The organism is Enterococcus sp. DIV2371 (genome assembly GCF_050498525.1).
Classification (GTDB): Bacteria; Bacillota; Bacilli; order Lactobacillales; family Enterococcaceae; genus Enterococcus_B; species Enterococcus_B mangumiae.
On the sequence record NZ_JBIPAJ010000001.1, the window covers coordinates 2,272,623 to 2,299,535 of the forward strand.

The 26,913-nt window shown below is 39.8% G+C and carries 19 protein-coding genes; 4 read left to right on the plus strand and 15 right to left on the minus strand.

Annotated features, from left to right (window positions below):
• Position 1 precedes the first annotated feature (1 nt).
• The gene (locus IGL24_RS10615) at positions 2-394 is read right to left on the minus strand and encodes a helix-turn-helix domain-containing protein (RefSeq protein WP_207114836.1); all 393 of its coding nucleotides are present in this window, start codon (positions 392-394) and stop codon (positions 2-4) included.
• 174 nt (positions 395-568) lie between these two features.
• On the opposite strand from IGL24_RS10615, the gene IGL24_RS10620 reads away from it, so the two are divergent.
• Complete coding sequence (locus tag IGL24_RS10620) at positions 569-1,321, plus strand: threonine/serine exporter family protein (RefSeq protein ID WP_429968447.1); 753 nt, start codon at positions 569-571, stop codon at positions 1,319-1,321.
• Positions 1,322-1,336: 15 nt separating this feature from the next.
• Positions 1,337-1,810 (plus strand): threonine/serine exporter family protein, encoded by a 474-nt coding sequence (locus tag IGL24_RS10625; RefSeq protein WP_207699524.1) that lies wholly within the window; start codon positions 1,337-1,339, stop codon positions 1,808-1,810.
• Between the two features lie 126 nt (positions 1,811-1,936).
• Here the strand turns inward: IGL24_RS10625 and IGL24_RS10630 are convergent, their stop codons facing one another.
• Together IGL24_RS10630 and IGL24_RS10635 are read right to left on the minus strand one after the other, a co-directional pair.
• Positions 1,937-2,776, minus strand: a complete 840-nt coding sequence (locus tag IGL24_RS10630; RefSeq protein ID WP_207699523.1) for a TIGR03943 family putative permease subunit — start codon at positions 2,774-2,776, stop codon at positions 1,937-1,939.
• Positions 2,777-2,786: 10 nt separating this feature from the next.
• Positions 2,787-3,704, minus strand: coding sequence for a permease (locus tag IGL24_RS10635; protein WP_207699522.1), 918 nt, complete (start codon positions 3,702-3,704; stop codon positions 2,787-2,789).
• Positions 3,705-3,983: 279 nt separating this feature from the next.
• Here IGL24_RS10635 and IGL24_RS10640 point away from each other — a divergent pair, with 279 nt between their 5' ends.
• The gene (locus IGL24_RS10640) at positions 3,984-4,331 is read left to right on the plus strand and encodes a thioredoxin family protein (protein ID WP_207699521.1); all 348 of its coding nucleotides are present in this window, start codon (positions 3,984-3,986) and stop codon (positions 4,329-4,331) included.
• A 52-nt stretch (positions 4,332-4,383) separates the two neighbouring features.
• Here the strand turns inward: IGL24_RS10640 and IGL24_RS10645 are convergent, their stop codons facing one another.
• The gene (locus IGL24_RS10645; RefSeq protein ID WP_207114841.1) at positions 4,384-6,627 is read right to left on the minus strand and encodes an ATP-binding cassette domain-containing protein; all 2,244 of its coding nucleotides are present in this window, start codon (positions 6,625-6,627) and stop codon (positions 4,384-4,386) included.
• Positions 6,628-6,880: 253 nt separating this feature from the next.
• The gene (locus IGL24_RS10650; RefSeq protein WP_206853406.1) at positions 6,881-7,537 is read right to left on the minus strand and encodes a redox-sensing transcriptional repressor Rex; all 657 of its coding nucleotides are present in this window, start codon (positions 7,535-7,537) and stop codon (positions 6,881-6,883) included.
• A gap of 216 nt (positions 7,538-7,753) precedes the next feature.
• Here IGL24_RS10650 and IGL24_RS10655 point away from each other — a divergent pair, with 216 nt between their 5' ends.
• Positions 7,754-9,694: an ABC-F family ATP-binding cassette domain-containing protein gene (locus IGL24_RS10655; RefSeq protein WP_207114842.1), complete on the plus strand. Its 1,941-nt coding sequence runs from the start codon at positions 7,754-7,756 to the stop codon at positions 9,692-9,694.
• 67 nt (positions 9,695-9,761) lie between these two features.
• Here the strand turns inward: IGL24_RS10655 and rhaM are convergent, their stop codons facing one another.
• From rhaM to IGL24_RS10705, 10 genes are all read right to left on the minus strand, one after another.
• Positions 9,762-10,085, minus strand: a complete 324-nt coding sequence (rhaM, locus tag IGL24_RS10660; RefSeq protein WP_207114843.1) for an L-rhamnose mutarotase — start codon at positions 10,083-10,085, stop codon at positions 9,762-9,764.
• A 402-nt stretch (positions 10,086-10,487) separates the two neighbouring features.
• Positions 10,488-11,540 (minus strand): hypothetical protein, encoded by a 1,053-nt coding sequence (locus IGL24_RS10665; protein WP_207114844.1) that lies wholly within the window; start codon positions 11,538-11,540, stop codon positions 10,488-10,490.
• 218 nt (positions 11,541-11,758) lie between these two features.
• A complete protein-coding gene (locus IGL24_RS10670) occupies positions 11,759-12,889 on the minus strand; it encodes an ABC transporter permease (protein ID WP_207114845.1) in 1,131 nt (376 codons plus the stop codon).
• Positions 12,889-13,989 (minus strand): ABC transporter permease, encoded by a 1,101-nt coding sequence (locus tag IGL24_RS10675; RefSeq protein WP_207699520.1) that lies wholly within the window; start codon positions 13,987-13,989, stop codon positions 12,889-12,891. The genes IGL24_RS10670 and IGL24_RS10675 overlap by 1 nt, the downstream gene beginning before the upstream one ends.
• Before the next feature lie 11 nt (positions 13,990-14,000).
• Positions 14,001-14,936, minus strand: coding sequence for an ABC transporter ATP-binding protein (locus tag IGL24_RS10680; RefSeq protein ID WP_207114847.1), 936 nt, complete (start codon positions 14,934-14,936; stop codon positions 14,001-14,003).
• A 65-nt stretch (positions 14,937-15,001) separates the two neighbouring features.
• Positions 15,002-16,132: a sensor histidine kinase gene (locus tag IGL24_RS10685; RefSeq protein WP_206853387.1), complete on the minus strand. Its 1,131-nt coding sequence runs from the start codon at positions 16,130-16,132 to the stop codon at positions 15,002-15,004.
• Positions 16,133-16,765, minus strand: coding sequence for a response regulator transcription factor (locus tag IGL24_RS10690; RefSeq protein WP_207114848.1), 633 nt, complete (start codon positions 16,763-16,765; stop codon positions 16,133-16,135).
• 292 nt (positions 16,766-17,057) lie between these two features.
• Positions 17,058-19,688, minus strand: a complete 2,631-nt coding sequence (locus tag IGL24_RS10695; protein ID WP_207699519.1) for an LPXTG cell wall anchor domain-containing protein — start codon at positions 19,686-19,688, stop codon at positions 17,058-17,060.
• 532 nt (positions 19,689-20,220) lie between these two features.
• Positions 20,221-23,184, minus strand: coding sequence for a GLUG motif-containing protein (locus IGL24_RS10700; RefSeq protein WP_429968448.1), 2,964 nt, complete (start codon positions 23,182-23,184; stop codon positions 20,221-20,223).
• Between the two features lie 226 nt (positions 23,185-23,410).
• Positions 23,411-26,368 carry a GLUG motif-containing protein gene (locus IGL24_RS10705; protein ID WP_207114851.1) on the minus strand — a complete coding sequence of 986 codons (2,958 nt, stop codon included), beginning with the start codon at positions 26,366-26,368 and terminating at the stop codon, positions 23,411-23,413.
• Positions 26,369-26,913 lie beyond the last annotated feature (545 nt).

Here is a 26,913-nt window from a genome sequence, read left to right on the forward strand (position 1 = left end):
TCTACTTCTCCTCTCTTTTGATAAGATTCCCTCGAAGCATGATTCGCTTGGCAATGATCGTCTCAATCGGAATCTTGTTCTTCTTTTCTAATTCGGCGATGACATTCGTTGCGAGTTTGTTCACTTCCTTGTCATCAGCTGACCGTTCTAATAAAGCAACGATCAACAAATCAATCAATCCTTCTTCACTGCTAGCGTCACATTCTGCCACATAGTTGAAGCAAGTTCTAAATAAACCAGCTTTACTATAATAAGCAGAATATAAACTGCCTCGAAGCAAACCAGTGGCTTTTACCAACTGACTGATTGATGTTCCTGCATACCCATTTTTAGCAAATACTTTGGCTGCTTCTGTCAAAACTGTTTCTTCATTAAATTCTCTTGTTCTTCCCATATCTTGATTATGCCATATTCTTGAACGATTGGTCAACAATATAGAAGAAAGCTTTCTTTATCTTAAACATTTGAAGATACTTCTCATATTTAAAAGGCAATTTCTCTTTTTATACGTTTTATCGTTTTTTTGTAGTAAAATAAATTCAAGAAAACAATCATTGGAGAATTTATCATGCCAGAAAGAGATTTGGATTTATTACTTAATACCTGTTTGCTAGCCGGAAAAATCATGACGGAAAGCAATGCAGAGATGTACCGTGTAGAAGATACGATGAGCCGGATCGCTTCAGCTTCAGGAAATTATCGCTTAGTCAGCTATGTGACCCAAACAGGGCTATTTATCGGCTTTGATCGGACTTCTACGATCCGTATGGAACAAATCACTAAGCGGACGATCAATTTAGAAAGAGTCGTCAAGGTCAATAACTTATCGCGAAAGTATGTCGCCAATGAATTGACTTTGGAAGAACTCTATCAAGAGTTACAAGAAGTCGAGAAAGATCGGCGGATGTTCCCAGTATGGCTGCAAATCATCAGTGCTGCGATCATTAGTGGTACGATCATGATTTTATTTGGTGGTGAATTGCAGGATTTACCGATTACTTTGCTGATCGGTGGCGTTGGCTACATTGTTTATCTTTGTAGTTTACGATTTTTTAGGATCAAGTTTTTAGCTGAATTTCTATCCTCATTGATTATCGGTATTGCCGCCATTTTGAGTGTGCGTCTAGGGATCGGCCTCAATCAGGATTTGATCATCATTGGGTGTGTCATGCCATTGGTTCCTGGTGTTCAGATCACCAATGCGATTCGCGATTTGTTAGCAGGCCATTATGTTTCAGGCGTTTCTCGTGGAGCCGAAGCCATGATGACTGCTGCAATGATCGGCTTTGCGATCGCCTTTATCTTTCAAATTTTCTACTAAGAAAGGAATTTATCCATGTGGCATGTAATCATTCAATTTTCTTTTAGTTTTTTAGCGACTGCGGCTTTTGCAATCATCACCAACGTTCCCAGAAGAGCTTTGATCTGGTGTGGTTTTGCTGGAGCAATCGGTTGGATGATCTATTGGTTGTGTCTGGATATGGGCGGTGGAGCGGCTTTAGGCTCATTATTAGGTTCATTAGGTGTTGCTTTTGCTAGTGATCTTTTTTCTAAGCAATTGAAAATGCCGGTCACGATCTTCAATATTCCTGGCATGGTACCGCTAGTTCCTGGAGGATTAGCCTATCAAGCAGTTCGCAGTTTAGTTACGGGTGCTTATCAAGATGCGGCATTTTTCACTGTTCAAGCCATCATGATCGCAGGGGCGATTGCCTTAGGTTTAGTGATCTCTGAGGTCTTCAACCATAATATCCGCAGTTTCAAGCTGAAACGTGAATCAATCGTATTGAAACGCCGCAAGAAAAAATGATTTTTAGTTGTTGCGGCATTTTATTTTTACAGAAAAAAGCGAGAAAAGACTAATCTTACAAAGATTTTGTCTTTTCTCGCTTTTTTATCTGGATAGTCGTATCAAAACTCTGTTTCACAGGTTCAGCTAAAATGCCCGATACACATACTGATTTTCAGGCGCAGTGATTTTCTCTGCTTTTGTCACAACGACTGAAGGAATCTCTCGTTTGAATGGCTGGTAAAAATCCGTTTGGATCGTTCCTTCAACTTTGTACCAATCATCATTTTGCACGGTCATTCCCTCTGGCAGATGAGTCAGCAAGCCAAACACGCCTGAATCGGCAACACAATGAATGATCCCAAATCGAAAGAGAAATGTATCAGTAACATTGTCATTTTTCGACTGATAGATAAAGCCTTCATAAGAAACTTTTTTACCAATAAATTCACTTGGATAATTGTAGATCAATTCCATGATCTCCAAATAGTTCTCATCAGTGATCACAATCTTTTGCTCGTCCTCATACTTATCTTTCAACTCATTCATCTGGTCTTGATAATCAGATTTATTGAAATAGATACTGGTATCCGGCTTCAGATATTGCGTTTGTATTTGTGGATCACCGACAGATTCTTTACTTAATGGGAAGTTGAAGCCTTTCGCTTCAACGATCGTCGTGTTTAGGCTGACAGTCGGAAATAATGTGCCTACGACGATTGGCAGTGCCAATAAAAGATAAGCAATCAATCGTTGATACGGTTTGCTTAATCCGTGATCATGCGAATCATGTGACTCATGCGCTACTTTTTTTCCATCTGCTTTTACCCAAAGATATAACTGGACTAAAGCTAATAAAGCCGATAAAACCATGGACAATACTGCCAAATAACGATAATGGACATTGATATATTGATCTAAGCGCCCTGATACTTGAAGATACATCATCATTTCAAAATAACCAGATAAAATCAAAAATCGCAGCATCTTTCTCCTCCTAAATAAATAGTGTAAAGCCGATCACACTTAATGTGACCAGACCGATCAATAAAACGATGAAGCGAGTCTTGAAGTAACGTTTCATCATCAATAGGTTTTTGATATCCACCATTGGTCCAAAAACTAAAAATGCAACAACTGGTGCTGTACCAAAAAGACTTAGTAAAGAAGAACCAATAAAAGCATCTGCTTCGGAACAAAGTGACATTGTGAACGCCAATAGCAGCATGATCAAAATAGCTAATAATTTTGTTGATCCTAAAGTCAGCATCACTCGAGTAGGTAAGTAGGTTTGCATTGCCGCTGCAATCAACCCACCAAGGATCAAATAGCGTCCTGTATCGAAGAATTCATCAATCGAATGAGTCAAGACATGTAAGACTTGATGACCCCATTTGCGTGGGCCAACTGACTCGTTTTCTTCATGTGTATGGTGCGCAGGTTCAACTACCTCTGGATCAAACGGAAATTTTAAAATCGTTCCTTTTTGGATATAGGCTAACCAAATACCTACGATCAACGCTACTATGAAACTGCCCAACATACGAAGTCCCGCCATCTTCCACGTGTTACCGAATGCAATAAATGTTGAAAAGATCACGACTGGATTAATGATCGGTGCAGTCAACATAAAAGCAAAAGCGGTGTGCACGGGAACACCTTTTTTAACGAACTGATGCACGATGGGAATGATTCCACATTCACAAGAGGGAAAGAAAAAGCCTAGAATCGAACCAACGATAATGGATAAAAAGCGGTTTTTAGGTAGCCACCGCTTCACACGTTCGGGGGTCAAAAATACTTGTAGTGCGCCTGAGATGATACATCCCAATAATACAAACGGCAAGGCTTCGATAACGATCGACAAAAAAATCGTCCCCATCTGCAATACCGAATTTGGAATAAATGAAAACATATAATTTCTCCTTGTCATTTGAACTTCATTCGCCCATCAATATACGCTTTTCTACGGCAAAATACAAGAAACCTTAAATTTTTTTCAGAAGTTTAAGAAATCAAATAAGCTTTTTTATTGACATTCTCCTCTTATGGATTTATTTTTAGCACAGTCAAGAAATCGATTCATCCCAAAAATCAGCGAATCCTTGTCACCTTTTTTGATTTGCTCATGGTTGAATCCTTTTTCACAAACGAATTAATGAACTACCAGAAGCAACTTTGAGGAGCTATCATAATGAAAAAAACGATTGATTTATCTGAAGTCCAAAAGACGATCCAAGAAGAACCGACTGTCGTTGTGGCGATTTCCACACCCGATTGCAGCGTTTGTCATGCAGTAGTTCCAAAGCTAGAACAGCTATTGACCCATTATTCTTTTCCAGCGTTCCATTTAGATGCCATTAAAACTCCAGAAGTTGCTGGTACATTTCAAGCCTTGACCGCACCAGTGATCTTGCTCTTTCATCGTGGAAAAGAAGTCGAGCGCCAAGCACGGTTTATTCGTTTTGAAGAACTGACAAAACGCTTAGATCAACTAAGTCTATCCGGTGATCAAGTCAGCTACGATACTTTATTCGAGTAATATAAAAAGCTACAAGTCATTTTCATACACGAATGACTTGTAGCTTTTTTAGTTAAACACCCATTAAATAACGAGCGGTGATCGATTGTTTACAAGTACTGATATTTTCAGGGATTCCTTCATAAAGGATCTCTCCTCCACGTATTCCCCCATCTATCCCTACGTCGATCAACCAGTCTGCCGCCTTCATGATCTCTAGATTATGCTCAATGACGATGACTGTATTGCCTTTATTGACCAACCGTTCGATGATGTCCAAAATACTCTTGATATCTGCCATGTGTAAACCTGTTGTAGGCTCATCCATAATGTAGATATTCCCTTTTTTGCTTAACTCCTTCGCAAGTTTCAAACGTTGACATTCTCCACCAGACAACGTATTCAATGGTTGTCCTAGTGTCATGTAGCCTAATCCTACTTCTAAAATTTGCTTTAGTTTTCGTTGGATCGATTTTTCTTCAAAGAATCCCACAGCTTCAGTAATACTCATTGCCAGCACTTCATCAATCGATTTCTCTTTTAATTTATATTGATACACTTCTTCTTTGAACCGTTTGCCGCCACAAGCTTGGCAAAGGATCTCAACAGAATCCATGAAAGATAATTCCATTTTGATATGGCCATGTCCTTTACATGTTTCACAGGCGCCTTCTGAATTATAAGAGAATAGTCCGGCAGACACATTATTTTCTGCCGAGAAAACCTTACGGATATCATTCATGATCCCTGAATAAGTTGCTGGATTGGAACGAATATTCCCTGCAACAGCTGACTGATCGATCGTGATCGCCTCTGGATATTCTTTCGCAAACACCCCATTCACCAAACTACTCTTGCCTGATCCTGCCACTCCTGTCACTACTGTAAAAACACCTAAAGGCACTTTAAGAGAAGTATTTTTCAGATTATGCAAGGTAGATTTTGTCGTCTCGATAAAGTCATTCGTCTTTCTAGGTTCAGATTTGAAATCTGCCATTTGACCAAATGCTTTCCCAGTCAACGTATCTGAAACGAGTAACCCTTCGTAACTCCCTTCATAGGTGATGTGGCCGCCATTTTTTCCAGCTCTTGGTCCTACGTCAATGATATGATCTGCCACTTTGATCACATCAGGGTCATGTTCTACGACGATCACTGTGTTTCCTTTATCGCGCAACTTGATCAACAACTCGTTCAACCGATGGACATCTCTTGGATGCAGACCAATGCTTGGCTCATCAAAGATATAGATGACGTCGTTCAAACTAGAAGATAAGTGCTTGACCATTTTCACTCTTTGACTTTCTCCTCCAGACAAGGTTGCTGTCTCCCGATTTAAAGAAACATAGTCTAAACCGATGTTGATCAGGTCTTGCAAACGTGATTGTAGATTTTTCAATACTGGTTGGATCATTTCATCTGTGATCTCGGATAATATTTCTAAAAGTTCATCCAATTGCATCGCTAAGAAATCCGCGATGGAGTAGTCGTTGATCTTACAATCTAATACTTTTTGGTTGAAGCGTTTCCCCTGACATTCTGGACACGTTTGTTCGTCCATAAAAGCGGCAATTTTTTTCTGAGTTGTCGCAGAGCTTTCATTTCCTCCTTTGATATTCGAACGATTGAAACGAGCCACTAATCCTTCGTAGGTCGAACTCATCCCTTCCATATATAACGAATCGATTTTTTCTCCAGAAGCATACAGGAATTTTGCCATTTCCTCTTTTGAGTAGTCCTTCAGAGGTTTATCATTATCAAAAAAACCTGTGTTCGTGAAAGATTTCAATAACCAAGAACCAATTTTGTAACCCGGGAGTAGGATTGCTCCTTCATTCAATGACTTTTCTAGATCTAGTGCTTTGTCGAGATTTAACCCCACGATTCGTCCGATTCCTTCGCATGCCGGACACATTCCGTGAGGATCATTGAATGAAAAATTCCAAGCAGGGCCTAAGTAGGGTGTACCAATACGAGAAAAAAGTAGGCGGATCAGTGGATTGATATCTGTGATCGTTCCTAATGTCGAACGAGAATTCCCCCCTAGACGGCTTTGGTCTACGACGACTGCCATGGAGAGATTATCGATAGCATCAGCTTCTGGTTGACTATACTTAGGTAGGAAATTCTGTACGAATTTAGAAAAATTTTCGTTGAGCTGTCTACCAGCTTCTTGCGCAATCGTATCAAAAACGATTGAAGATTTACCTGAACCGGAGACCCCTGTAAAAATCGTGATTTTTCTTTTTGGAATCTGTAAATCAAAACCTTTTAGATTATTCTGCCTTGCATTATGTATCTTGATATATTCCTGCATTGCTGATCCTCCCGTATGCGCTTGATATTTTTTAGTGAACTATTATTATAACATAGAAACAAGGGATTCCTATAGTATATTTTCAAGATACTCTTCTTTTGCCAATCAAGTTTATCTCAGGAATATAAGCAATCCCCGCTTTCATTTCTTTTCTTTATTATTTTCAAAAAAATATATAAAAAAACAAACTATTTTTTCTTATGACCAGAAAAAAATAGTTTGTTTACTTAATTTGAACATTCTTTGCTTCTTTTTATTCGTGTTCTTCATTTTCATGCAAAGACGAGTCGGAATGCAAGAAATAGATCAATGTCTGTAATTCGTTTGTTAAATCGACATTTTGGATCAATACTTCTGTTGGTGCATTTAGACGAGCAGATGTAAAGTTCAATATCCCTTTAACACCAGCTTCTGTCAAGCGGTTCACAACCTCTTGTGCCTTTTCGGCAGGAATCGTTAAGATTGCGACCTCGATTTGCTGGATCTTGATTTGTTCGATCATATCATCCATCGGATATACAGGGATGCCATCCACGATGCGACCGACGATTTCAGGGTTAACATCAAACGCACAGCTGACACGGATACTATTACTTTGGTGGAATTTGTATTTCAATAAAGCACTTCCTAGATTCCCCACCCCGATCAATGCGACATTCGTCAATTGATCATCATTCAATGTTTTTGCAAAGAAATGCATCAAGTCCTCTACATCATATCCATAGCCGCGTTTACCTAGTTCTCCAAAATAGGAAAAGTCCCGACGGATCGTTGCGCTATCTACTTGGACTGCTTCACTTAGTTCAGTTGATGAAACTTTTTTCTTGCCTGCGTTATTCAAAATTCTTAAATAACGATAATATAAAGGAAGGCGTTTTGCCGTTGCCTTTGGAATTATATGGTCTTTCACTTCATTACCTCCACAGTATTTCTTCTCGATTTATACATCATATCAGTACTTGCACAAAAAAATCAATTTCGTTGCTCGTATATTGTGAATTTTTATTCTTATTCTCATTTTGGCATCCACTTAGAATCTCGCAGTAACTATGAATTTATGGTAGACTACAATAGAAAAAACAAGAGAAAATTCTAGGAGAATTCACAAAGTAGAAAAGAGGATTCGATGATACTATTACAAGCTAATCAAATCGCCCGCCATTTTGGCGCAGAGATTTTATTTGAAAATATCCACTTAGAGATCCAAACTGGCGCCCGTATTGCCTTGGTTGGAAGAAATGGTGCCGGTAAATCGACATTATTGAAGATCATTGCTGGTATCGAAGCGCCAGATTTAGGGAATATTGCAAAAAATAAAACAGCTACCCTTGGCTATTTAGCCCAAGATACTGGGTTAGATTCAACTGAAACCGTCTGGAATGAGATGCTAAAAGCATTTGAAGACGTGCGTTTGATGGAACAACGAATGCGTGATCTTGAAGTGTTCATCAGTGAAGGTGAGCCTGATACACCAGCTTATCAATCTTTCTTGAAAGAATATGATAAATTGCAGCATGATTTTTCTGATAAGAATGGCTATAGTTACGAAAATGAGATCCGTTCTGTATTGCATGGATTCAAATTTGACCCATCTTTTTATGATCAAAAAATCGACACGTTATCAGGTGGTCAGAAAACAAGACTAGCTCTTGCTAGGATGCTTTTGCAACACCCAGACATCTTGATTCTGGATGAGCCGACCAACCACCTGGATATCGAAACTCTAGCTTGGTTGGAAAACTATTTACAAGGTTATACCGGTGCCTTGCTAATTGTTTCCCATGACCGATACTTCTTGGATAAAGTTGCGACTGAAGTCTATGAGTTGAGTCGCAAAAAGATGCGTCATTATAAGGGTAATTATTCTAAATATTTGGATATGAAAGCTGAACAGCTGGCTTCAGATTGGAAAGCTTATGAAAAACAACAGACAGAAATCAATAAACTAGAAGACTTCGTTGCCAGAAATCTTGTACGTGCCTCAACGACAAAACGCGCACAAAGCCGTCGCAAAGCATTAGAGAAAATGGAACGTCTGGATCGACCACAAGGAGATGAGAAACAAGCACATTTTCTATTCCATGTGGCAAAACCCTCTGGAAATGTCGTCTTACAAGTAGAAGATGCCGCGATTGGCTATGATGGAACGGTCTTATCGGAACCAATCAACTTGGATATTCGCCGTCAAGAAGCGATCGCCTTGGTTGGTCCGAATGGAATCGGCAAATCCACGTTACTGAAATCGATCATACAAAAATTACCTTTTATTCGTGGAAAAGAAACACTGGGTACAAATGTCAGCATCGGTTATTATGACCAAGGTCAGGCAGAGCTGAATACCAACAAAACGATCCTCGCAGAACTTTGGGATGAGCATCCAACAGTCCCTGAAAAAGATATCCGTTCAATTTTAGGTGCCTTTTTATTTTCTGGTGAAGACGTAGAAAAAACGATCCCCCTATTAAGTGGTGGAGAAAAAGCCCGGGTTGCACTAGCTAAACTAGCAATGAACCAAGAAAACTTTTTGATTTTGGATGAACCGACCAACCACTTAGACATCGACAATAAAGAAGTATTAGAAAATGCGTTGATCGACTATGAAGGAACATTACTCTTTGTTTCCCATGACCGTTACTTTATCAATCGTATCGCCACAAAAGTGATTGAACTTTCAGAAAATGGGAGCAAAGTCTACTTAGGTGACTACGATTATTATTTAGAAAAGAAAAAAGAAGAAGAAGAGATTGCTGAACTAATAGCGGCTGAACAGCCCGAAGTGAGCACGCCTTCGACCAACAAGTCCACGTATTTCCAAAGCAAAGAGCAACAAAAGTTGATTCGGAGCTTGCAACGTAAAATCACACAAATCGAAGAAGACATGGCTAAACTTGAAGAAACTGTGGAAGAGCTTGAACAACAGATGGTCTCCCCTGCTGTTTTAGATGACCATGTCAAATTGAATGAACTAAATCAAGCGCTTGATGAAGCCCATCAACAACAAGAAGAAAAGTTGACTGAGTGGGAAAACTTAAGTCTGGAGTTAGAAGAAATCGAAACGATTCAGTAAGATCGTTCTCTCGATCTTCGATAAAAAAAACGCTGAAGCTGGCCATACTGCCATCTTCAGCGTTTTTTTAGACTTGATGATGTAAGTCAAAAACATGTTTCAATTCGACCGATACTGGCGAATGGTCTGGATTTGTTTCCATAAGATCTTCCATGTACACCCACCACTTTTGATTGATTTCTGTTTCTGGTACCTGACGCCATTTTTCTTCATCTTCAATCTCTAAATAGCCAAAAAGTGCATTTGTTTCTGGATCAAGAAAGATTGAATAGGAATGCGCGCCATGTTCAGCTAACATCTCACGCATCTCTGGCCACAAATCATTGTGCCGTTTCAGGTACTCTGCTTCATACCCTGGGTACAATTTCATTTTTACTGCTTTTTTAAACATTTAAATTCCCCTTTCACCATTTGTTTTTCTTGATGTGGAACAGTCATCATCTGTTGTTCTTAGCTACTTCTATATTTTCTAATTTACAGCAAGCGTTTACAATAGCAAAAACAAAGGATAACGGTGGCAGATTCACAGGATTTTTTCAGAGAATAAAAAAAGTGACCGCGGTGGGTAGCCGCGGTCTAGGAGTTTATTTTTACTTGAGGAGTAAAAATGAAAAAGTATAGGGTTGTTGGTTGGTATGTATATAGAATAGAAGATAAGTTTGAAGAATTCCTCTATAAATTTTGTCTTTTATTAGGATAATTCTTTAAGAAAAAGTAAAACAGCGATTATTACAGTTATTTACTGATAAATGAATCATCCTATAGGATAACTTTTACGTGTTTACAAACCATCTTAACGATGATAACCAAAATAATCGCCTACTCTTTTGCTGGCTTTCTTATCCGCTTTTATTTGCTGCATCAAGAGATTGACTTTCTGTCGATTTTTGAAATTAAGCTTTCTTAGTTGGCGTCGAATAAAGACGAATCGTCTTCTCTTCATTGATTTCTGATTATTTTTATAAACGGTTATTTTCGGGTTGCTGTTTTTCATTGCTTTTTTATTATTATCGTTCGCACTCTCTTTACCAGCAGCAATCACTGACGATAATTGGTTGTGTTTGTTTAGATTGCCTTTTGATACTAATTTTTCTCGGTCATTAAAATCTTTAGGCTTTTCTATGATCGTCATCTTTCGATTCAGAACCACTGCTGGTTCAATTACCCCCATTCGCCTAGTCCTAGGTTCTTGATCGATTAAATCATTTATTTTGGATGCACGTTCTGTTGGCGAGTTATAAACTAGATCTTCCTTTGGATCCATTACTTGTGCTGCAACTTTCTGCAAATGATTTTGGAGTATTGGATTTAGCATAAAAAAGGCTGTTTTCGCTCGATTGATTACTTCTTCTCTTGTCTCCTCATTCATCTGCAGATTAAATTCCGGCTTATCCAAGCAAATAAGGAGGACTTCTTTTCGTGTAGCGATCTTTTCTTCCAGTAATAGAATCAATTGTGTATGAACCCCAGCATCAACATTTGCTTCCATTGTTTTAATTTTCTGTTGCTGGTATCCATGAAGTTTCTCTGAATCGATATTTAACCATAAATGCAGATAATCCGTTAAATAGAAATTATCTTTAAAATACTCGGTCATTTCAGCACTCAACACAGGTTGTTCTTCATTTTGACAGGACATCGCAATTTCTTGTGCATGCTGCAGACGCTCAATTGCCGCTTCCTTACTTGATGGAACACTTCCAGGTATCTGGCGCTTTTGATACCTTGCTAATTCATCTCTGATATTCCCCGAAAATTGATCTAAAGAAGGCTGTTGACTTTCAATCGTCACCGCTGATTCTTGCGTCTGAGTAAAAATATTTCTGATACGTTGGCTGATTCCCATAGTATCCCTCCTCATTTCTAGTTGATAAAATGAGTATACAGTTTGAAAATCGTTCCGGTCGCCCTTCTTTTCTTAAAACTGAAAAAAATGACTTGGGGGTTTCATTAAACATGGCCAATACTTTTTAAGTAAACAACAGATCATTCCAAAAAAACCGCCATGGAATGATCTGTTGTTCTTCATCTTTAAGAGAGGCGATGCCCCACTCTTTTATTTCATCAACTATACACTTCTTGTCTATTCCTTCTCGTATAACCATACACTGCCAAACTAAGGAAGAATAGAATATAAATAATCAAGATGAGCATTTCTCTGTGGTTGCCTTCCCAGGTTTGCCCCGATTGGAAATTTTTGATCATCGTCAAAATCCAATATTGTGGGGTGATCATCGAAACTTTCTGCATGAATTCTGGCATTACCTCATGTGGGATCAAAGCACCTGACAGTAAACTGGTAACAGTGATCAAGATGCTTTGTAAAGCCGCTGCAACGTTCGTACTTGATGCGAGTACACCAATAGCAATCGACCAACCTACCGCTAGTATACTGAATAGGGTCAGTAATAAAATCAAATCAAACGCACTTAACCCAGGATCGATATCGAATAGACCTGTCATGACGATGACCGCTAAAATCACTTGGATCAGCATAGCAAACATCGCAAAGATCGTTGTGCCAATAAAATAAGTACTTTTAGCAATAGAAGTAGTCATCAAGCGTGTATAAATTTTATTCCGTCGCTCTTCTTGGATAGTCGTCGTGCCAAAATTTCCTGCTTGAAATAAAAGCATCATCAATAAAAAGCCGATGATTTGAACCGACATTTGTTCAGTCGTGGCTCTTTGATCCACTTGACGGATCTCGATTTCTGTCGGTTCCTTCAAGCGGTCAAGCAATTCACCTTCTCCTCCTGCTTCTGCTAATGATTGGATGCTGGCAACCTCTGCTAATGCACGTTGAACTAACCGATCCACATTATTTAGCAGTTCCCCTTTTTGAAATGTCCGTAGAGAAAGTTCCGGAGTTTCAGCAACATTTTCTTGATACCCCTCAGGAATCGTAATGACTGCCACCGCGTTTTGTCGTGAAAGCACTTGATCGATATCTTCTACCGAGGCAATTTTCTGAACAGCCACACGTTTTTCTAAACTCTCAATAAGCAACTCACTGTAGGATGAGCGATCTTGATCCACTACCCCGATCGTCAGCAAATTCGTTTCTTGATCGCCATAGGCAAAAAGATAAAGTACGACACTTAAGAAAGGAATCCCGATAAGAAATAAAATTTGTAATGGGCGATTTCGCCAAAGAACGAACCGTTCTCTAATGACCCAAAAGATATCTTTCATTAGAATACCTCCCTTTTATCTAAAATAACGACTGACAATGTGAGTAGGACGAGCAATATGCCAACATTCCCATAAATACCTACCCAATGCAATGGATTATCCGTCCATAGGCTTTCTCTTACTGATGCTAAGACACAGCCTAGTGGTGAGAACCTCATCATTGTTTCATTCGTTGGAAAATATGCGCCTCCTAGAAAGCCAGTCAATTGGATAAAGATCTGCGTTGTGCTAGATCCAATTCTTTTTTCGCCACGATCCCCAACAGTTTCTAAAAATAGACCTAGTGCTAAAAAACTTCCCATAAGGGCAACGAGATTAAAATAAGAAAAACCAAATCTTAAATACCAAGGTACATCAAATAAAAATTGAGAAAGGAGCATCAAGAGCAATACGACGCACATCCCAAAAACAAAATGGCCGAAAAATGTCGATAAAATAATTTTTTTACGGCTAAGTGGCGTGACTAATTCTCTTTGCACCGTTCCATGTTGCCGTGCTTCGCGAAACATGCTTAGTCCAGTTTCAGAAAAATATAATACAAAGAGACTGATCATCGCAATCGCATAATATTGGTAAGATGTGGCGGTCTCTCGTTGATTTTCCTGATCGATAACGATCGCATCCGTAAACTGATCAGCTGAAACTAAGCCAGTGGTTGGTGGTAATTGTTGTTCCATAATGATACTTTGACGTTTGATTTCCTGTACGATTTCTACTAAATAGCTTTGAAGTATCGTTTTTTCCACGTTGGACAGTTCCCGACTCTGTACCTCGACATGGTCTGAAAAAGACAAGTAGGCATCCGCCGTTTGTTTTCTTATATTCGCTAATCCCTCTTTTTTATTTGCCACTTCTTCAAAATGGATGGTGCCGTCAGTAAAAGAAGTCACCTGTTGGAAGATTCCCCGAACTTCTGGATCGTCGATTTGATATTGTACAGTCAAGGGTTCTATATCAGATACAAAATCATTATTGAACACACCTTGAAGCACTGCCCCGAGAATGAACATCAACGTAATCGGAAAAGCAACAAAATAAATATAATTAGATTTTTCACGTAAACTTTGTATCAGGGTTCGAATAATTATTTTTTTATTCATGATCGCTTCTCCTAATCTCTTAGCGTGCGTCCAGTCAGACTCAGAAAAACTGTTTCTAGATCCGGCGCTTGTTGTAATACATCTACTACCCTGACTTCCTGCTTGATCAATAACATCAAAATCTGGTTCAACAATTTACTTTCAAGCAACGTCATGATCTGCAATTGTTGTTTTTCGAGTGACACATTGATAACTCCATTGATATCACTGATTTCTTGGATATTTAGCGATTCTGGATTCTCCACGGTGATCTGTAGGTTGATTTTATCTATTACAAGACTCACTAAATCTTCCTCGCTGCCGAAAGCAATCACTTGGCCTTGATCGATAATGACGATCTCATCTGCCAAACGCGCAACTTCTTCCATGTAGTGACTTGTGTAGATGATCGTCGTGCCGTTTTCTTTCATTTTTTCGATTGCTGATAAGATATAATTTCTAGATTGTGGGTCGATTCCGACCGTCGGCTCATCCATGATCAGTAAAGCAGGTCGATGGGCAATCGCCATCGCAATATTCAACCGTCGTTGCATCCCACCAGAAAAAGCACTCGGTCGTTCTTTTCTTCGTTCATATAGATCAACCGTTCGCAGTGCTTGTTCTACACTATTTTTTAATTCTTCTCCTCTGATTCCATAGAGTCCACAAAAAAAGCGAACATTTTCTTCAGCCGATAGATCATAATAAATCGCTAGGTCTTGTGGAACCACGCCTAATTTTCTTCTAAGTTCTCTTTTTCGTTCGCTCATCTCTTCTGAAAACAACTGAACAGTTCCCGATGTTTTATTCAACAGACCAGTGATCATATTGATCACGGTTGACTTCCCTGCTCCGTTTGGTCCTAACAATCCTAAAATCGTTCCTTCAGGCACCTCAAATGATACATTGTCCACAGCAACCTTCTGTCCAAACTTTTTAGTCAATTTTTGCACGCTCAATACATTCATCTAATCACTCCTTTCTTATATTCTATAAAAAAAAGAGGAACTGCAGTAGTACAGTTCCTCATGATTTATGAATTAGAAATCTCATGTTCTTGCTCAAAAGGTAAAATCGTAGTGATCTGAAACCCATTCGTTCCATCAATCAACAATTTACCATTCAACACTGCTGTTCGCTCTTCCATTCCTAAAATACCAAGCCCTTTACGAATGTCTCCTGCACTTGCTCCATTATTTTTAGATTCAAAACGCAAAAATTTTTGATAGACATGTAAACGTACCGTTACAGTCGAAGCTTCACTATATTTCAACGTATTCGTTAAAAACTCCTTCAAATTTGCAGCAATGACTTGCCAGTGGAAGCGACTGATTTTATTTAAAGCGCCACTATATTGAAAATCGACAATGATTTGATGGCTATCGGAGAAACGTTGAAGTTCCGCCTTGACTTTATTGATATTGAAAGATTCATTTGTAGGACGTTCATCATGTAAAAGATTGCGCACTTCTTGGATCGATTTTCTTAAAATATCACTCGACTGGATCAACAATCGCTGCGCTTGTTCTGGCTGGTTTTTATTAGTGACTTTTGCTGCTTCTAATTGGATCAAACAGCTCGTCAAGTCGTGCCCTAGATGATCATGTATCTCATGGATGATCCGTTGTCTCTCGACTAATGTTGCTTCTTTTTGCATGACTTCCGCATTCAACGTACTTTGCGAAAAAAGTTTGGATAACTTGTTTCGTTCGATCCGCAAATAATCCGAAGAAATAGTCAGTTCTTCTTGCTCTTTCGTCATCTTTTCCGCAGACCAAATGATACTGATCATCCCACTTACCCACAAAACAAATAAAAAGTACAGCGAAGAAGAAAGAAAGAAACTCCCCACACTATAACTGATCAACCCTATAAATAAAAGCAACCACGGTTTTTCCAAACAAAAATAGCCTTGTAGCAGAGAAAGTGGCAACAAAAAAATCACTTGTTCGACAAAAATCAAACTTAACAAAACGCTGATCAATTGCAAAACAACAAACCAAGGACGATAACTTTGAAAGCTTTCGCCTAAGAAGAATAGTGCTAACCATGCCATACTTAAACCAATCACGAACATCAATGTTTGTGAAGAGGTTTGATCGATCGTCAGTCCGATCAAGCCAATGATCGACAACAAATTGATCGATAATCTGATTGCTTGCATCTATGTCATTACCTCGCCAGTGAGAACGTAGATCGCTAGTTGTGTGCGATGATCCAAGTTCAATTTTTTTAAAATCATTGAAAGATTATTATGGACAGTTCCTTCGCTTAAAAATAGTGTTTGCGCGATCGCTTTATTCGTCATACCTTTTGCGACTAAATGGGCGATCTCTTGCTCGCGCTCTGTTAATACAGTTAGATTCGCTTCTTGATTGTTCTTCTTGGCTAAGTGTTGTGTTGCTTTCACAAGGATTTCTTTTGAAAGGATCGTTTGTCCTTGTAACACACTTTTAATTGCTTGGATCACTGCTTCTGGAGGAGTTGTTTTTAAAAGATAACCACTCGCACCATTGCATATTCCTTCATCTATGTAGCGATCTTCATCAAAAGTAGTTAGAATAATGACGGGTATCTGGTATTCTTCCGTGATCTGCTTCGTAGCAGTAACGCCATCCATTCCCGGCATACGCACATCCATCAATACGATATCCACTTGGTTTTCTTTACAAAATTGAATGGCTGAATCCCCATCATGACAAATGCCAACCACTTGAAAGTCTGCTGCACTTTCTAATATGATTTTCAAGCCACTTGTAATCAGCGCACTATCATCTACTAATAAAATTTTTGTCATAGCGATTCTCCATGTTTTATTTTAAACAAATAGGTACAGCGAGAAAAAGCGAGTAAACAGTGTATCAATTTACTTTTGGTTAAATCATTCGAATCGTCATCTCTGTCTCAACACTTCTTCTTTCTTTTTAGTATACTAGAAAGAATAGGTAAATAGAAGTACGAGTCAGCAGGTCTTGATCGTTATCGGGTATGACACAATCATCTTTAGAAGATAAGAAAAAACCCAAAAACTAAAAGAAACATTTTTGGGTTTTTTCAGCTTGCATCTATGACTATCTTAGTCTTATTTCTTATACCATCGTTTCATTATCTTTCTTACGTTTCAGCCAACTTGCTAGAGCGGTACCTACCGCACCAAAGCCTAACAATGCAAAAGCACTAACTACTTCACCTGTATTCGGTAATTTACCACCTCTGCCAGTACTAGTCGCTGCAGCATTAGTACCACTTCCATTGCCGCTTCCCCCATTTGGAGTTGTACCAGGTTGATTGTTCCCAGGTGAATTATTACCGGAAGGATCACCAGTGTTATTCCCAGTATTTCCACCAGGTCCTCCGTTTCCGCCATTCCCACCATTACCACCTGAACGCGCTGTGGTAAGAACGATTGGGTCAGATTCTTCCCCTGCTGAAAAGTTCGTACTCTCGTCTGAAATAGCAGTAATCCAATAGCTCGTATTAGGACTTAATCCCACAAACGCCCCATCCACCGCGGCTATCCCATCTGCATAAGCAACTACTCGTGCAAGAGGATTAGCTTGAGGGTCCGTATCATAGATCAGGAAAGTCACATCTTGAAGCAACTCCTCTGCATGGTCATGGTACCAATGTTCACCAGGTGTATCTGGTGTATCATCATGATGAAGCAGCGCTGTCCCTGCAATCGTGATCACTTCATGCGTATTGTTTTGTGCTGCTAGTTCTTCGTCAATTCTCAAGTAAGCCCCAGCTGCTTTTGTAATCGCTTCGACTTCAAAGAGATCCTCAATCAGGTAGGTATCCTCTCCGTTAGTTGGTAAGCTTGTTACATCATAATTAGAAAGATCGATCGTTCCCCAATCAAGTGTCCAGTTTGCCCCTTCGATCGTATTTGTGCCCGCAACACTATCTTTATATTTGAAGTCTCCTTCTATCCAAGTCGCTTCATCGCCTGGCGCTAAGCCAGTCAGTGTTGGCGCATCAAAACGATCGATGTCTGTCGTTCCATTGAATGAACGAGCAAAAACCGTCCCTTTTTCTAGCGTAATTTCAGCTGGAGTAACTTCTACAGTTGCTTTATTCCAATGCTGTCCAGGTTCTAGCACAGTCAGACGTCTGAGTGGTGTAGCAGTAATTTCATAAGTGCCAATACTTGTCACCTCTAAAATCAAATATTGACCATCATCTGAGAGACGGAACCCATCTGCATCTGTTCCAAAAAGATAATCAGCAGGATTGCCACCACGTCCAAATACAGAGAACGCATCAGAAAGGAGAACTTTTGTCTCTCTTCCACCATATGGAACTTCGATCGTTTCACCTAATGCATCAATCGGTAACGTATCGACTTCATTACCTATTCCTAACTTAGGATAATTTGTCGTAGTATCCCATATCCAAGTACTACCGAAATCCCATCCATTGGATTTATAGGTACTTTGTGTTCGTAATTCAATGACATCTAACGGTTCGAGAACATCTGGGGTGATTTTGCCCTCCACACGTTCTCCACCGGCTAACACTTTAGAATTATTATAGTAATAACTACGAATACTATAATTTTCTAAATTGAAATGGTGGACATTTGTCTCTCCAATGACATCCCCCATCGCGTAGCTATTCTTTGGCCTATATTGACTAGATTTCCCAACAAATCCGCCAACAAAATCGATCCCAACGACATGCCCAGTGCTATAGCTCCGAGCGACCTCCTTCGCAAGAGCCTGGATCTCTCCGATAAAACCACCAACCTTATTTATTCCAGTGACATCGCCAGTCGCATAAGAATCAACCACTGTACTAGAAGTAAATTGTGTGCCAATCAACCCACCATGTCCCTCGCCTCCTGAGCTAGTGACATTACCTGTCGCATATGAACGACTGACATGCCCATAATGATTATAGCCAATCAAACCGCCGACAGCCTGGTTAGTGTCATTTACATCCCCATTAACTGTAACTGTCGCAGAAGATGAGGAACGAATCACAGCGGTACCATAAGTATTAATCGGTATAAATCCGACTAGCCCCCCTACATAGGTACTACTAGTTTCAATACTTCCACCAATAATAGCAGAATCAGCGACAGTTGTTGGTCTCGTTACATCACTGATTCTGCCAATCAATCCGCCGGTAGCACCTCCGCTGCCTCCTCCGATGACAAGTGGATTTTCTAATGTGACTCCGGAAATTCTTGCACCCTCAGTCACGCCAAAGAACCCACGATTGTCTTCATCACCTGATTGTACGCCCGTAGTCACTCTCATATTACGAATAACTGTTCCAGGCGTGGCTATAAAACTTCCTGTGAATTTTGTTGCTGAAGTTGCCCCATAGCCCACAGGAATCCAGTCTGAAGTTAACGTGATATCATTCATCAATTGGTAGTGAGCGGTTAAATCATTTCTCATTTCATTTAATTGAGCTTCAGTGGTGATTTGGAATGGAGAGTCGATAGAACCATTACCTCCCCCTGAAAATAAAGGTTCAATAGCCATTCCATTTGTCTCATCGAATTCTTCAGACAGTGAGAACTGATCTTCTAGACGATCTGTCGCTTCCTCTTGAGCGGTTGCTTCACCCGGTACACCACTACCACTTTCTGTTTGACTTACCATCTCATCATTCTCTAAAGCGTTTGCAAAAGTTGGTACTGTTTGCGCCAACAACATAGAACTCAGAAGGATATTTGCAATCAGTTTTTTCTTGCTCAACTTAACCATAAAAACCCACCCTTTCATTTCTAACTATTTTTTAATTAACAACATTATTATCTCATAAAATAATAATAAATTGAATTTTTTCGCTGTTTTAAAGCTTATTATAATTAGATAACTCTAATTATATAATAACATTTTTATATTTATTTATTATGTGAATTTTTAAATTTCATCGTAGTGATTTAGGTTAGCGCCTCTGCAATAATTTGATAACGAATGATATTAAAACATCATAATGTTTATCCCCACTCATTTAATTCTCTACAAAAAAATGAGATCCCTCAGATAATTGAGCGACCATCGATCAATTGACTTTATTTCACTGATTATTTTTCCTTGGTATTCCACTCAAATCACTTGATATAAAACGATGCCTAGGAAAAAGGAAATAGACAATACTAAAAAAGATTGAGATAATCACAGTCAGTTTTCAAAAATAGTCCAAAACTTAAAATCTAAACAGCTATTTTAAGGTCATAGGAATATTTATTGAATCTGCCTATCATTATCTCAATCTCATTCTTCAAATTATCGTTTAATTTTTTTTCTTACCTTTCAACCAACTAGCCAAAGCTGTACCTACCGCACCAAAGCCAAGCAGTGCAAACGCACTTGCTACTTCACCTGTCTTCGGTAAATTACCACTTCTGCCATTAGTTCCGGCTGATGCAGCATTCGTAGGAACACTTCCGTTACCACTTCCAGAAGTATTTACACTTCCACCATTTGGAGTAGGGGTAGTTCCAGATTGATTGTTCCCTGACTGATTGTTCCCTGACTGATTATTGCCAGTTTGATTGCTTCCTGAAGGAGCGCCAATGTTATTTCCTGTGTTTCCTGTATTTCCACCAGTGCCTCCGTTATCTCCACCATTATCTCCGTTTCCTCCATTGTCTCCTGAAAGTGACGTAGTAAGAACGATTGGATCCGATTCTTCCCCTGCGTTAAAGTTCGCACTCTCATCTGAAGTTGCAGTTATCCAATATGTGGTATTCACACTTAACCCTACAAATGCCCCGTCTACTGCCGCTACGCCATCTGCATAAGCAACCACTCGTGCCAATGGATTCGCTTGTGGATCTGTGTCGTAAATCAAGAAGGTCACATCTTGAAGTAACTCCTCTACATGGTCGTGGTACCACTGTTCACCAGGTGTATCTGGTGTCTCATCGTGATGAAGAAGGGCAGTACCCGCAATCGTAATCACTTCATGGGTGTTGTTTTGTGCCGCTAACTCTTCATCGATTCTTAAGAAGGCACCTGCTGCTTTGACGATTCCTTCGACCTCGAATAAGTCGGTCACTTGGTACTCACCATTTTCATTTGCTGATACACCAACGACTTCATAGTTTTCTTGATTCACGGTTCCCCAATCAATCTGCCAACTATCCCCTTCGATCGTATTCGTTCCAGCAATAGGATCAGTGAACTGGAATACCTCTTCCTGCCAATTGATTTCGTCACCTTCAATTAAACCCGATAACGTTGGACGTTCAAAATCAAGGATTTCTCTTGTTCCATTAAACGTTTGCTCAAATACCCTGCCTTTTTCCACAGTGATTTCAGCTGGAGTCACTTCAATCGTTGCCCTACCCCAGTTTTGTCCGGGTTCTAATGTGGTTAAACGTCTCAACGGAACCGCAGTGAGTTCATAAACACCCACACTGTCAATCTCCATGATCAAGTCATTGCCATCTTCGGAAATACTGATTGCTCCGCCACTCGACTCAATAAGAAAATCTTCAGGATTGCCGCCTCGACCAATCAAAGAGAAGACTTTTGCCAATGGAATGCGCGTTTCTGGTCCACTATACGTCACTTGAATCGTTTCTCCTAGCGCATTCATTGGTAATGTATCGACTTCATTACCTAATCCTAACTTGGGATAGTTTGTTTCAGTATCCCAGAGCCAAACCGAGTTGAAATCCCAGCCATTCTCGATATAGGTCGTTTGCGTACGTAACTCGATGACATCAACCGGTTCAAGTATACCAAGATCATCTGGTAGTTGTTCAGGAACAGCCCCACCGTCTAAAACTTTTGCAAGATGATAGTAGTAATTATTTACCTTATTTCCTTCACCACCACCAAAAACATCAACATTCCCAGTTCCACTAACATCACCCATTGAATAACTATTTTGAATGGTAGTTGCTCCCAAAGCTCTACCTACGAAGCCCCCAGTATAATTTGTGCCGATAACATTTCCTGTACTATAACTTCGCTGCGTCTCAAGAACGCCACTATCGATCATCCCCACGAGCCCACCTGTATTTTCATTTCCGTTTACATTCCCGGTGGCATAAGAATCGTAGATAGCTGCATCAGAATCGTTTAAACCGATAAGTCCACCTGTATAGTCACCACTACTAGTGACATTTCCTGTCGCATAGGAGCGAGTGACCCTTCCACCAGAATTGTTACCAATCAAACCACCTGTATTCACCTGGGTACTTGTCACATCTCCAGTGGCATAACTGTCGATTATTTGCCCGCTAGTACTTACGCCAAGCAAGCCACCTACTCCTTGACTTCTGATTGAATTAAACCTAATACTAGCGGAAGAAGAGGAACGAGAAACAATACTGGCTCCTGCGTAACCAATTAAACCACCAATAAAACCATACATCGTTGATTCGATGCTTCCGCCAATAATCCTAGAATCACTCACTCTAGTAACAGAATCGGTAGAATCTCTGACACGTCCGATCAATGCCGCAGTTCCAGCACCATCTCCTGCCACAACTCGCGGATTTTCAATAGTGATTCCAGAAATCGTAGCCCCATCGGTTGTCGCAAAAAGACCTCTATAGCCTTGCCCTGACACGGTATCAGACGAATTAGCCGTAATCGTTAAATTCCTGATCACAGTGCCAGGTTCAGCGGTCAAACTGCCTCTAAAATTTCTATTTACAGCGTCAAACGACGTAGAATAATAACCGACAGGAATCCACGCTGAAGTTAATGTAATGTCATTCATGATTCTATAATGCGCTGTCAGATCCGCTCGCATTTCATTCAACTGTTCTTCATTCGTTATTTGATAAGGTGAAACAGCTGTTCCATCTCCTACACCCGTAAACCTTGAACTGACCGAAATTTCTTCCAAATCTTCGTTCTCTTCTTGCGACTCAGCTATTGGTTCGGCAAACGTTTCTGCTTCATCCATCTCAGGTAAGTCTGCCTCTTCCGGTTCATCAGACAAAGATAAAGGTTTTTCTGGAAATGGTTCTTCTGCGTTTTCCTCAGTTTCTACCCTGATATCGCTCGCATCTTCCAATGCCTCTACCTCATTGGATTCAACCTCATTATCCATGATTTCATCTTTAAGATTTTCTATTTCATCTAACTCTTCGACTGTTTCCTCATTTTCAGCTACTGGGTGATTCATTGGATCGACACTATCTAAAACACTTGCAAATGTCGGTGCAGTTTGTGCTAACATCATCGAACTTAAAAGTACACTTGCAAGCAGTTTTTTCTTGTTCAACTTCCTCATAGAAAATCCACCTTTCAAATTATGATTTAAATCATTATTCACCTAATAAAAATAAGAGAGGCAAGTGAAATAAAACAGAAAACTACTCGAAAAAAGAGATTGAAACAAGGATGCATAATTTCTAAAAATAGTCCAACACCTAAAACTAAAAAGCTGATTTAAGGATTTGAGGATTACTTCTTGAGCCTACGCATAATTATCTCAATCTCACTTTTCAAATTATCGTTTAATTATTTTTCTTACCTTTCAACCAACTAGCTAGAGCTGTACCTACAGCACCAAAGCCAAGCAGTGCAAACGCACTTGCTACTTCGCCTGTCTTCGGTAAATTACCACTTCTGCCATTACTTCCGGCTGATGCAGCATTCGTAGGAACACTTCCGTTACCACTTCCAGAAGTATTTACACTTCCACCATTTGGAGTAGGGGTAGTTCCAGATTGATTGTTCCCTGACTGATTATTGCCAGTTTGATTGCTTCCTGAAGGAGCGCCAATGTTATTTCCTGTGTTTCCTGTATTTCCACCGGTTCCTCCGTTATCTCCACCATTATCTCCATTTCCTCCGTTTCCTCCATTATCTCCTGAAAGTGATGTAGTAAGCATGATTGGGGCAGATTCTTCCCCTGAGCTAAAATTCGTACTCTCATCTGAAGTCGCAGTGATCCAATACGTGGTATTCGCACTTAACCCTACAAATGCCCCGTCTACTGCCGCTACGCCATCTGCATAAGCAACCACTCGTGCCAATGGATTCGCTTGTGGATCTGTATCGTAAATCAAGAAGGTCACATCTTGAAGCAACTCCTCTGCATGGTCGTGGTACCACTGTTCACCAGGTGTATCTGGTGTCTCATCGTGATGAAGAAGGGCAGTACCCGCAATCGTAATCACTTCATGGGTGTTGTTTTGTGCCGCTAATTCTTCGTCGATTCTTAAAAAGGCCCCTGCTGCTTTGACGATTCCTTCGACCTCGAATAAGTCGGTCACTTGGAAATTATCACTTTCATCAGCTAATACACCAACGACTTCATAGTTCTCTTGATTTACGGTTCCCCAATCGATTCGCCAATTATCACCAGTAATCGTATTTGTCCCCGCAATGCTATCAGTAAATTGGAATAGCTCTTCCTGCCAAGCGATTTCATCGCTTTCGACTACCCCTGATAACGTTGGAAGCTCAAAATCAGTAACTTCCGTTGTTCCATTAAAAGTACGTTCAAATACTCTTCCTTTTTCTACTGTAATTTCAGCTGGCGTTACTTCAATCGTTGCTTTCCCCCAATTTTGTCCAGGTTCTAATGTCGTTAAACGACTTAAAGGAACCGCAGTGATTTCGTAAATTCCTACACTGTCGATCGCCATGATCAAGTCATTTCCGTCTTCAGAAATACTGATCGCTTCACCATCCGATTCAAAAAGGAAATCTTCAGGATTGCCGCCTCGACCAATCAAGGAGAAGACTTCCGCTAACGGAATGCGCGTTTCTGAGCCACCATAAGTTACCTGGATCGTTTCACCGATCGCATTGATTGGTAACGTATCGACCTCAGTTCCTAATCCTAATTTAGGATAATTCGTTTCTGTATCCCAGACCCAAACGGAGTTGAAATCCCAAACATTCTCGATATAGGTCGTTTGCGTACGTAACTCGATGACATCAAGAGGCTCAAGTTTACCCATATCATTCGGTAGTTGTTCTGGGGCTACTCCACCGTATAAAACTTTCGCAAGATGATAGTAGTAATTATCGACAATAGTTCCGCCTATACCAAAAACATCGACATTCCCAGTTCCACTCACATCTCCCATTGCAAAACTGTTTCGGATCCTAACTGATGCTCCAGACACTCTGCCTACAAAGCCTCCTGTGTAGTTTGTCCCAACGACATTCCCTGTACTATAACTTTGTGCAACTTCAATTACCCCAGTATCGAGCATTCCAACTAATCCACCAGTATATCTACTACCTTGTACATTCCCTGTAGCATAAGAATCATAGATAGATGCCGTATAAGAATTTCCTCCAATAAGGCCGCCAGTGTAATCACCACCACTAGTTACGTCTCCGGTTGCATACGAACGCTTGATCGTTCCACCAAGATTATAGCCAATCAACCCTCCTGTATGTGCTCGGTTACTAGTTACATTCCCTGTAGCATAGCTATCGATGATTTGACCACGACCACTTACTCCAATCAAGCCACCTGTTCCTTCACTTGTTGTTGCAGCTAACGTAACAGTAGCTGAGGAAGAGGAGCGAGAAACAATACTATATTCGGAGTAACCAATCAACCCTCCAATATATCCCTGTACGGTCGACTCAATATTCCCACCAATAACCTTAGTATCACTCACCATTGTAACAGCATTTGGCGAATCTATTACACGTCCGATTAACGCACCTGTTCCAGCACCGTCTCCCGCAATAACATTTGGATTTTCGATAGTGATTCCAGAAATCGTCGCACCATCAGTTGTTGCAAAAAGCCCTCTATACCCTCGAGTCGCTGCTGTATCCGGTGAATTAGATTTGATTGTTAAATTCCTGATCACAGCACCAGGTTCAGACGTCAAACTACCTCTAAAATTTCTATTTATAGTATCATACGATGTAGAATAATAGCCGACTGGTATCCACTCTGACGTTAAGGTGATATCATTCATAATTCTATAATGCGCAGTCAGATCGTCACGCATGGCATTCAGCTGTTCTTCATTTGTGATTTGATAAGGCGAGACAGCTGTTCCGTCTCCTACACCGGTAAATCTTGAACTGATCGAAGCCTCTTCTAAGTCTTCGTTCTCTTCTTGCAACTCAGGCATTTCTTCGACCAGTATTTCTACTTCATCACTTTCAGACAAGTTTGTTTCTGCCAGTTCGTCAGACGAAGGTAGCAAATCCTCTGCTAGCACTTCTTGTTCGATTTTCTCAGTCGCTACCACTATATTGCTCTCATCATCTAGAATATCTGGTTCATTTGATGACACCTCTTCATCTATGATTTCATCGATAAGATTTTCCATTTCATCTAATTCTTCAATTGTTTCCTCTGCTTCAGTGACTGTGTGATTGATTGGATCGATATCTTCTAAAACGCTTGCAAAAGTCGGTGCTGTTTGTGCTAACACCATCGAACTTAACAGCACACTTGCAATCAGTTTTTTCTTGTTCAGCTTAACCATAAAAAACCACCTCTTATTTTCTAATTATATTTTAATTTATATGTAAATTATCTCATAAAACTTTCTTTAAATGAATTTTTTTACTGTTTGAAAAGCTTTTTGTATTAGATAACTCTAATTATATTATAACCTTTTGTTTTTTATTTCATTACGTAATCGTTAATATTTAATCGAAAAGATTTTAGCCTTTCGTTACTTGGAAATAGGAAAACATGCGATATTAAAACATTGTTATATTTAACTCGACTCTCTCAATTATCCACTTAAATAAAACCGCTTACAAAAATAAGTCAGAAGCTATCCTCGGCAACACATTTACCGCTCAACTCCTAAATACTTGTTTATTAACCTTTGCCATTATTCCAGTTGATAATGGTTATAATGTTTTTCAAAAACAAAAAAAAACAAGAAAATAATAACAAACAACCCATTCCACAAACAATTAAATGATTGGACAGATCGTTGATATTATTGATATCACTGAGAGTCTAACACTAAGATACCATCCAATAGACATGAATATTTATTCTTCCAACAAATGATCT

Excerpts from the sequence above, each read along its gene's own strand:
- IGL24_RS10675 (WP_207699520.1), bottom strand. The coding sequence starts at position 13,989 with ATGAATAAAAAAATAATTATTCGAACCCTGATACAAAGTTTACGTGAA.
- IGL24_RS10700 (WP_429968448.1), bottom strand. The coding sequence starts at position 23,184 with ATGAGGAAGTTGAACAAGAAAAAACTGCTTGCAAGTGTACTTTTAAGT.
- IGL24_RS10615 (WP_207114836.1), bottom strand. The coding sequence starts at position 394 with ATGGGAAGAACAAGAGAATTTAATGAAGAAACAGTTTTGACAGAAGCA.
- IGL24_RS10680 (WP_207114847.1), bottom strand. The coding sequence starts at position 14,936 with ATGAATGTATTGAGCGTGCAAAAATTGACTAAAAAGTTTGGACAGAAG.
- IGL24_RS10635 (WP_207699522.1), bottom strand. The coding sequence starts at position 3,704 with ATGTTTTCATTTATTCCAAATTCGGTATTGCAGATGGGGACGATTTTT.
- IGL24_RS10645 (WP_207114841.1), bottom strand. The coding sequence starts at position 6,627 with ATGCAGGAATATATCAAGATACATAATGCAAGGCAGAATAATCTAAAA.
- IGL24_RS10655 (WP_207114842.1), top strand. The coding sequence starts at position 7,754 with ATGATACTATTACAAGCTAATCAAATCGCCCGCCATTTTGGCGCAGAG.
- rhaM (WP_207114843.1), bottom strand. The coding sequence starts at position 10,085 with ATGTTTAAAAAAGCAGTAAAAATGAAATTGTACCCAGGGTATGAAGCA.
- IGL24_RS10690 (WP_207114848.1), bottom strand. The coding sequence starts at position 16,765 with ATGACAAAAATTTTATTAGTAGATGATAGTGCGCTGATTACAAGTGGC.
- IGL24_RS10640 (WP_207699521.1), top strand. The coding sequence starts at position 3,984 with ATGAAAAAAACGATTGATTTATCTGAAGTCCAAAAGACGATCCAAGAA.
- IGL24_RS10620 (WP_429968447.1), top strand. The coding sequence starts at position 569 with ATGCCAGAAAGAGATTTGGATTTATTACTTAATACCTGTTTGCTAGCC.
- IGL24_RS10685 (WP_206853387.1), bottom strand. The coding sequence starts at position 16,132 with ATGCAAGCAATCAGATTATCGATCAATTTGTTGTCGATCATTGGCTTG.
- IGL24_RS10625 (WP_207699524.1), top strand. The coding sequence starts at position 1,337 with ATGTGGCATGTAATCATTCAATTTTCTTTTAGTTTTTTAGCGACTGCG.
- IGL24_RS10695 (WP_207699519.1), bottom strand. The coding sequence starts at position 19,688 with ATGGTTAAGTTGAGCAAGAAAAAACTGATTGCAAATATCCTTCTGAGT.
- IGL24_RS10705 (WP_207114851.1), bottom strand. The coding sequence starts at position 26,368 with ATGGTTAAGCTGAACAAGAAAAAACTGATTGCAAGTGTGCTGTTAAGT.
- IGL24_RS10630 (WP_207699523.1), bottom strand. The coding sequence starts at position 2,776 with ATGCTGCGATTTTTGATTTTATCTGGTTATTTTGAAATGATGATGTAT.
- IGL24_RS10665 (WP_207114844.1), bottom strand. The coding sequence starts at position 11,540 with ATGGGAATCAGCCAACGTATCAGAAATATTTTTACTCAGACGCAAGAA.
- IGL24_RS10670 (WP_207114845.1), bottom strand. The coding sequence starts at position 12,889 with ATGAAAGATATCTTTTGGGTCATTAGAGAACGGTTCGTTCTTTGGCGA.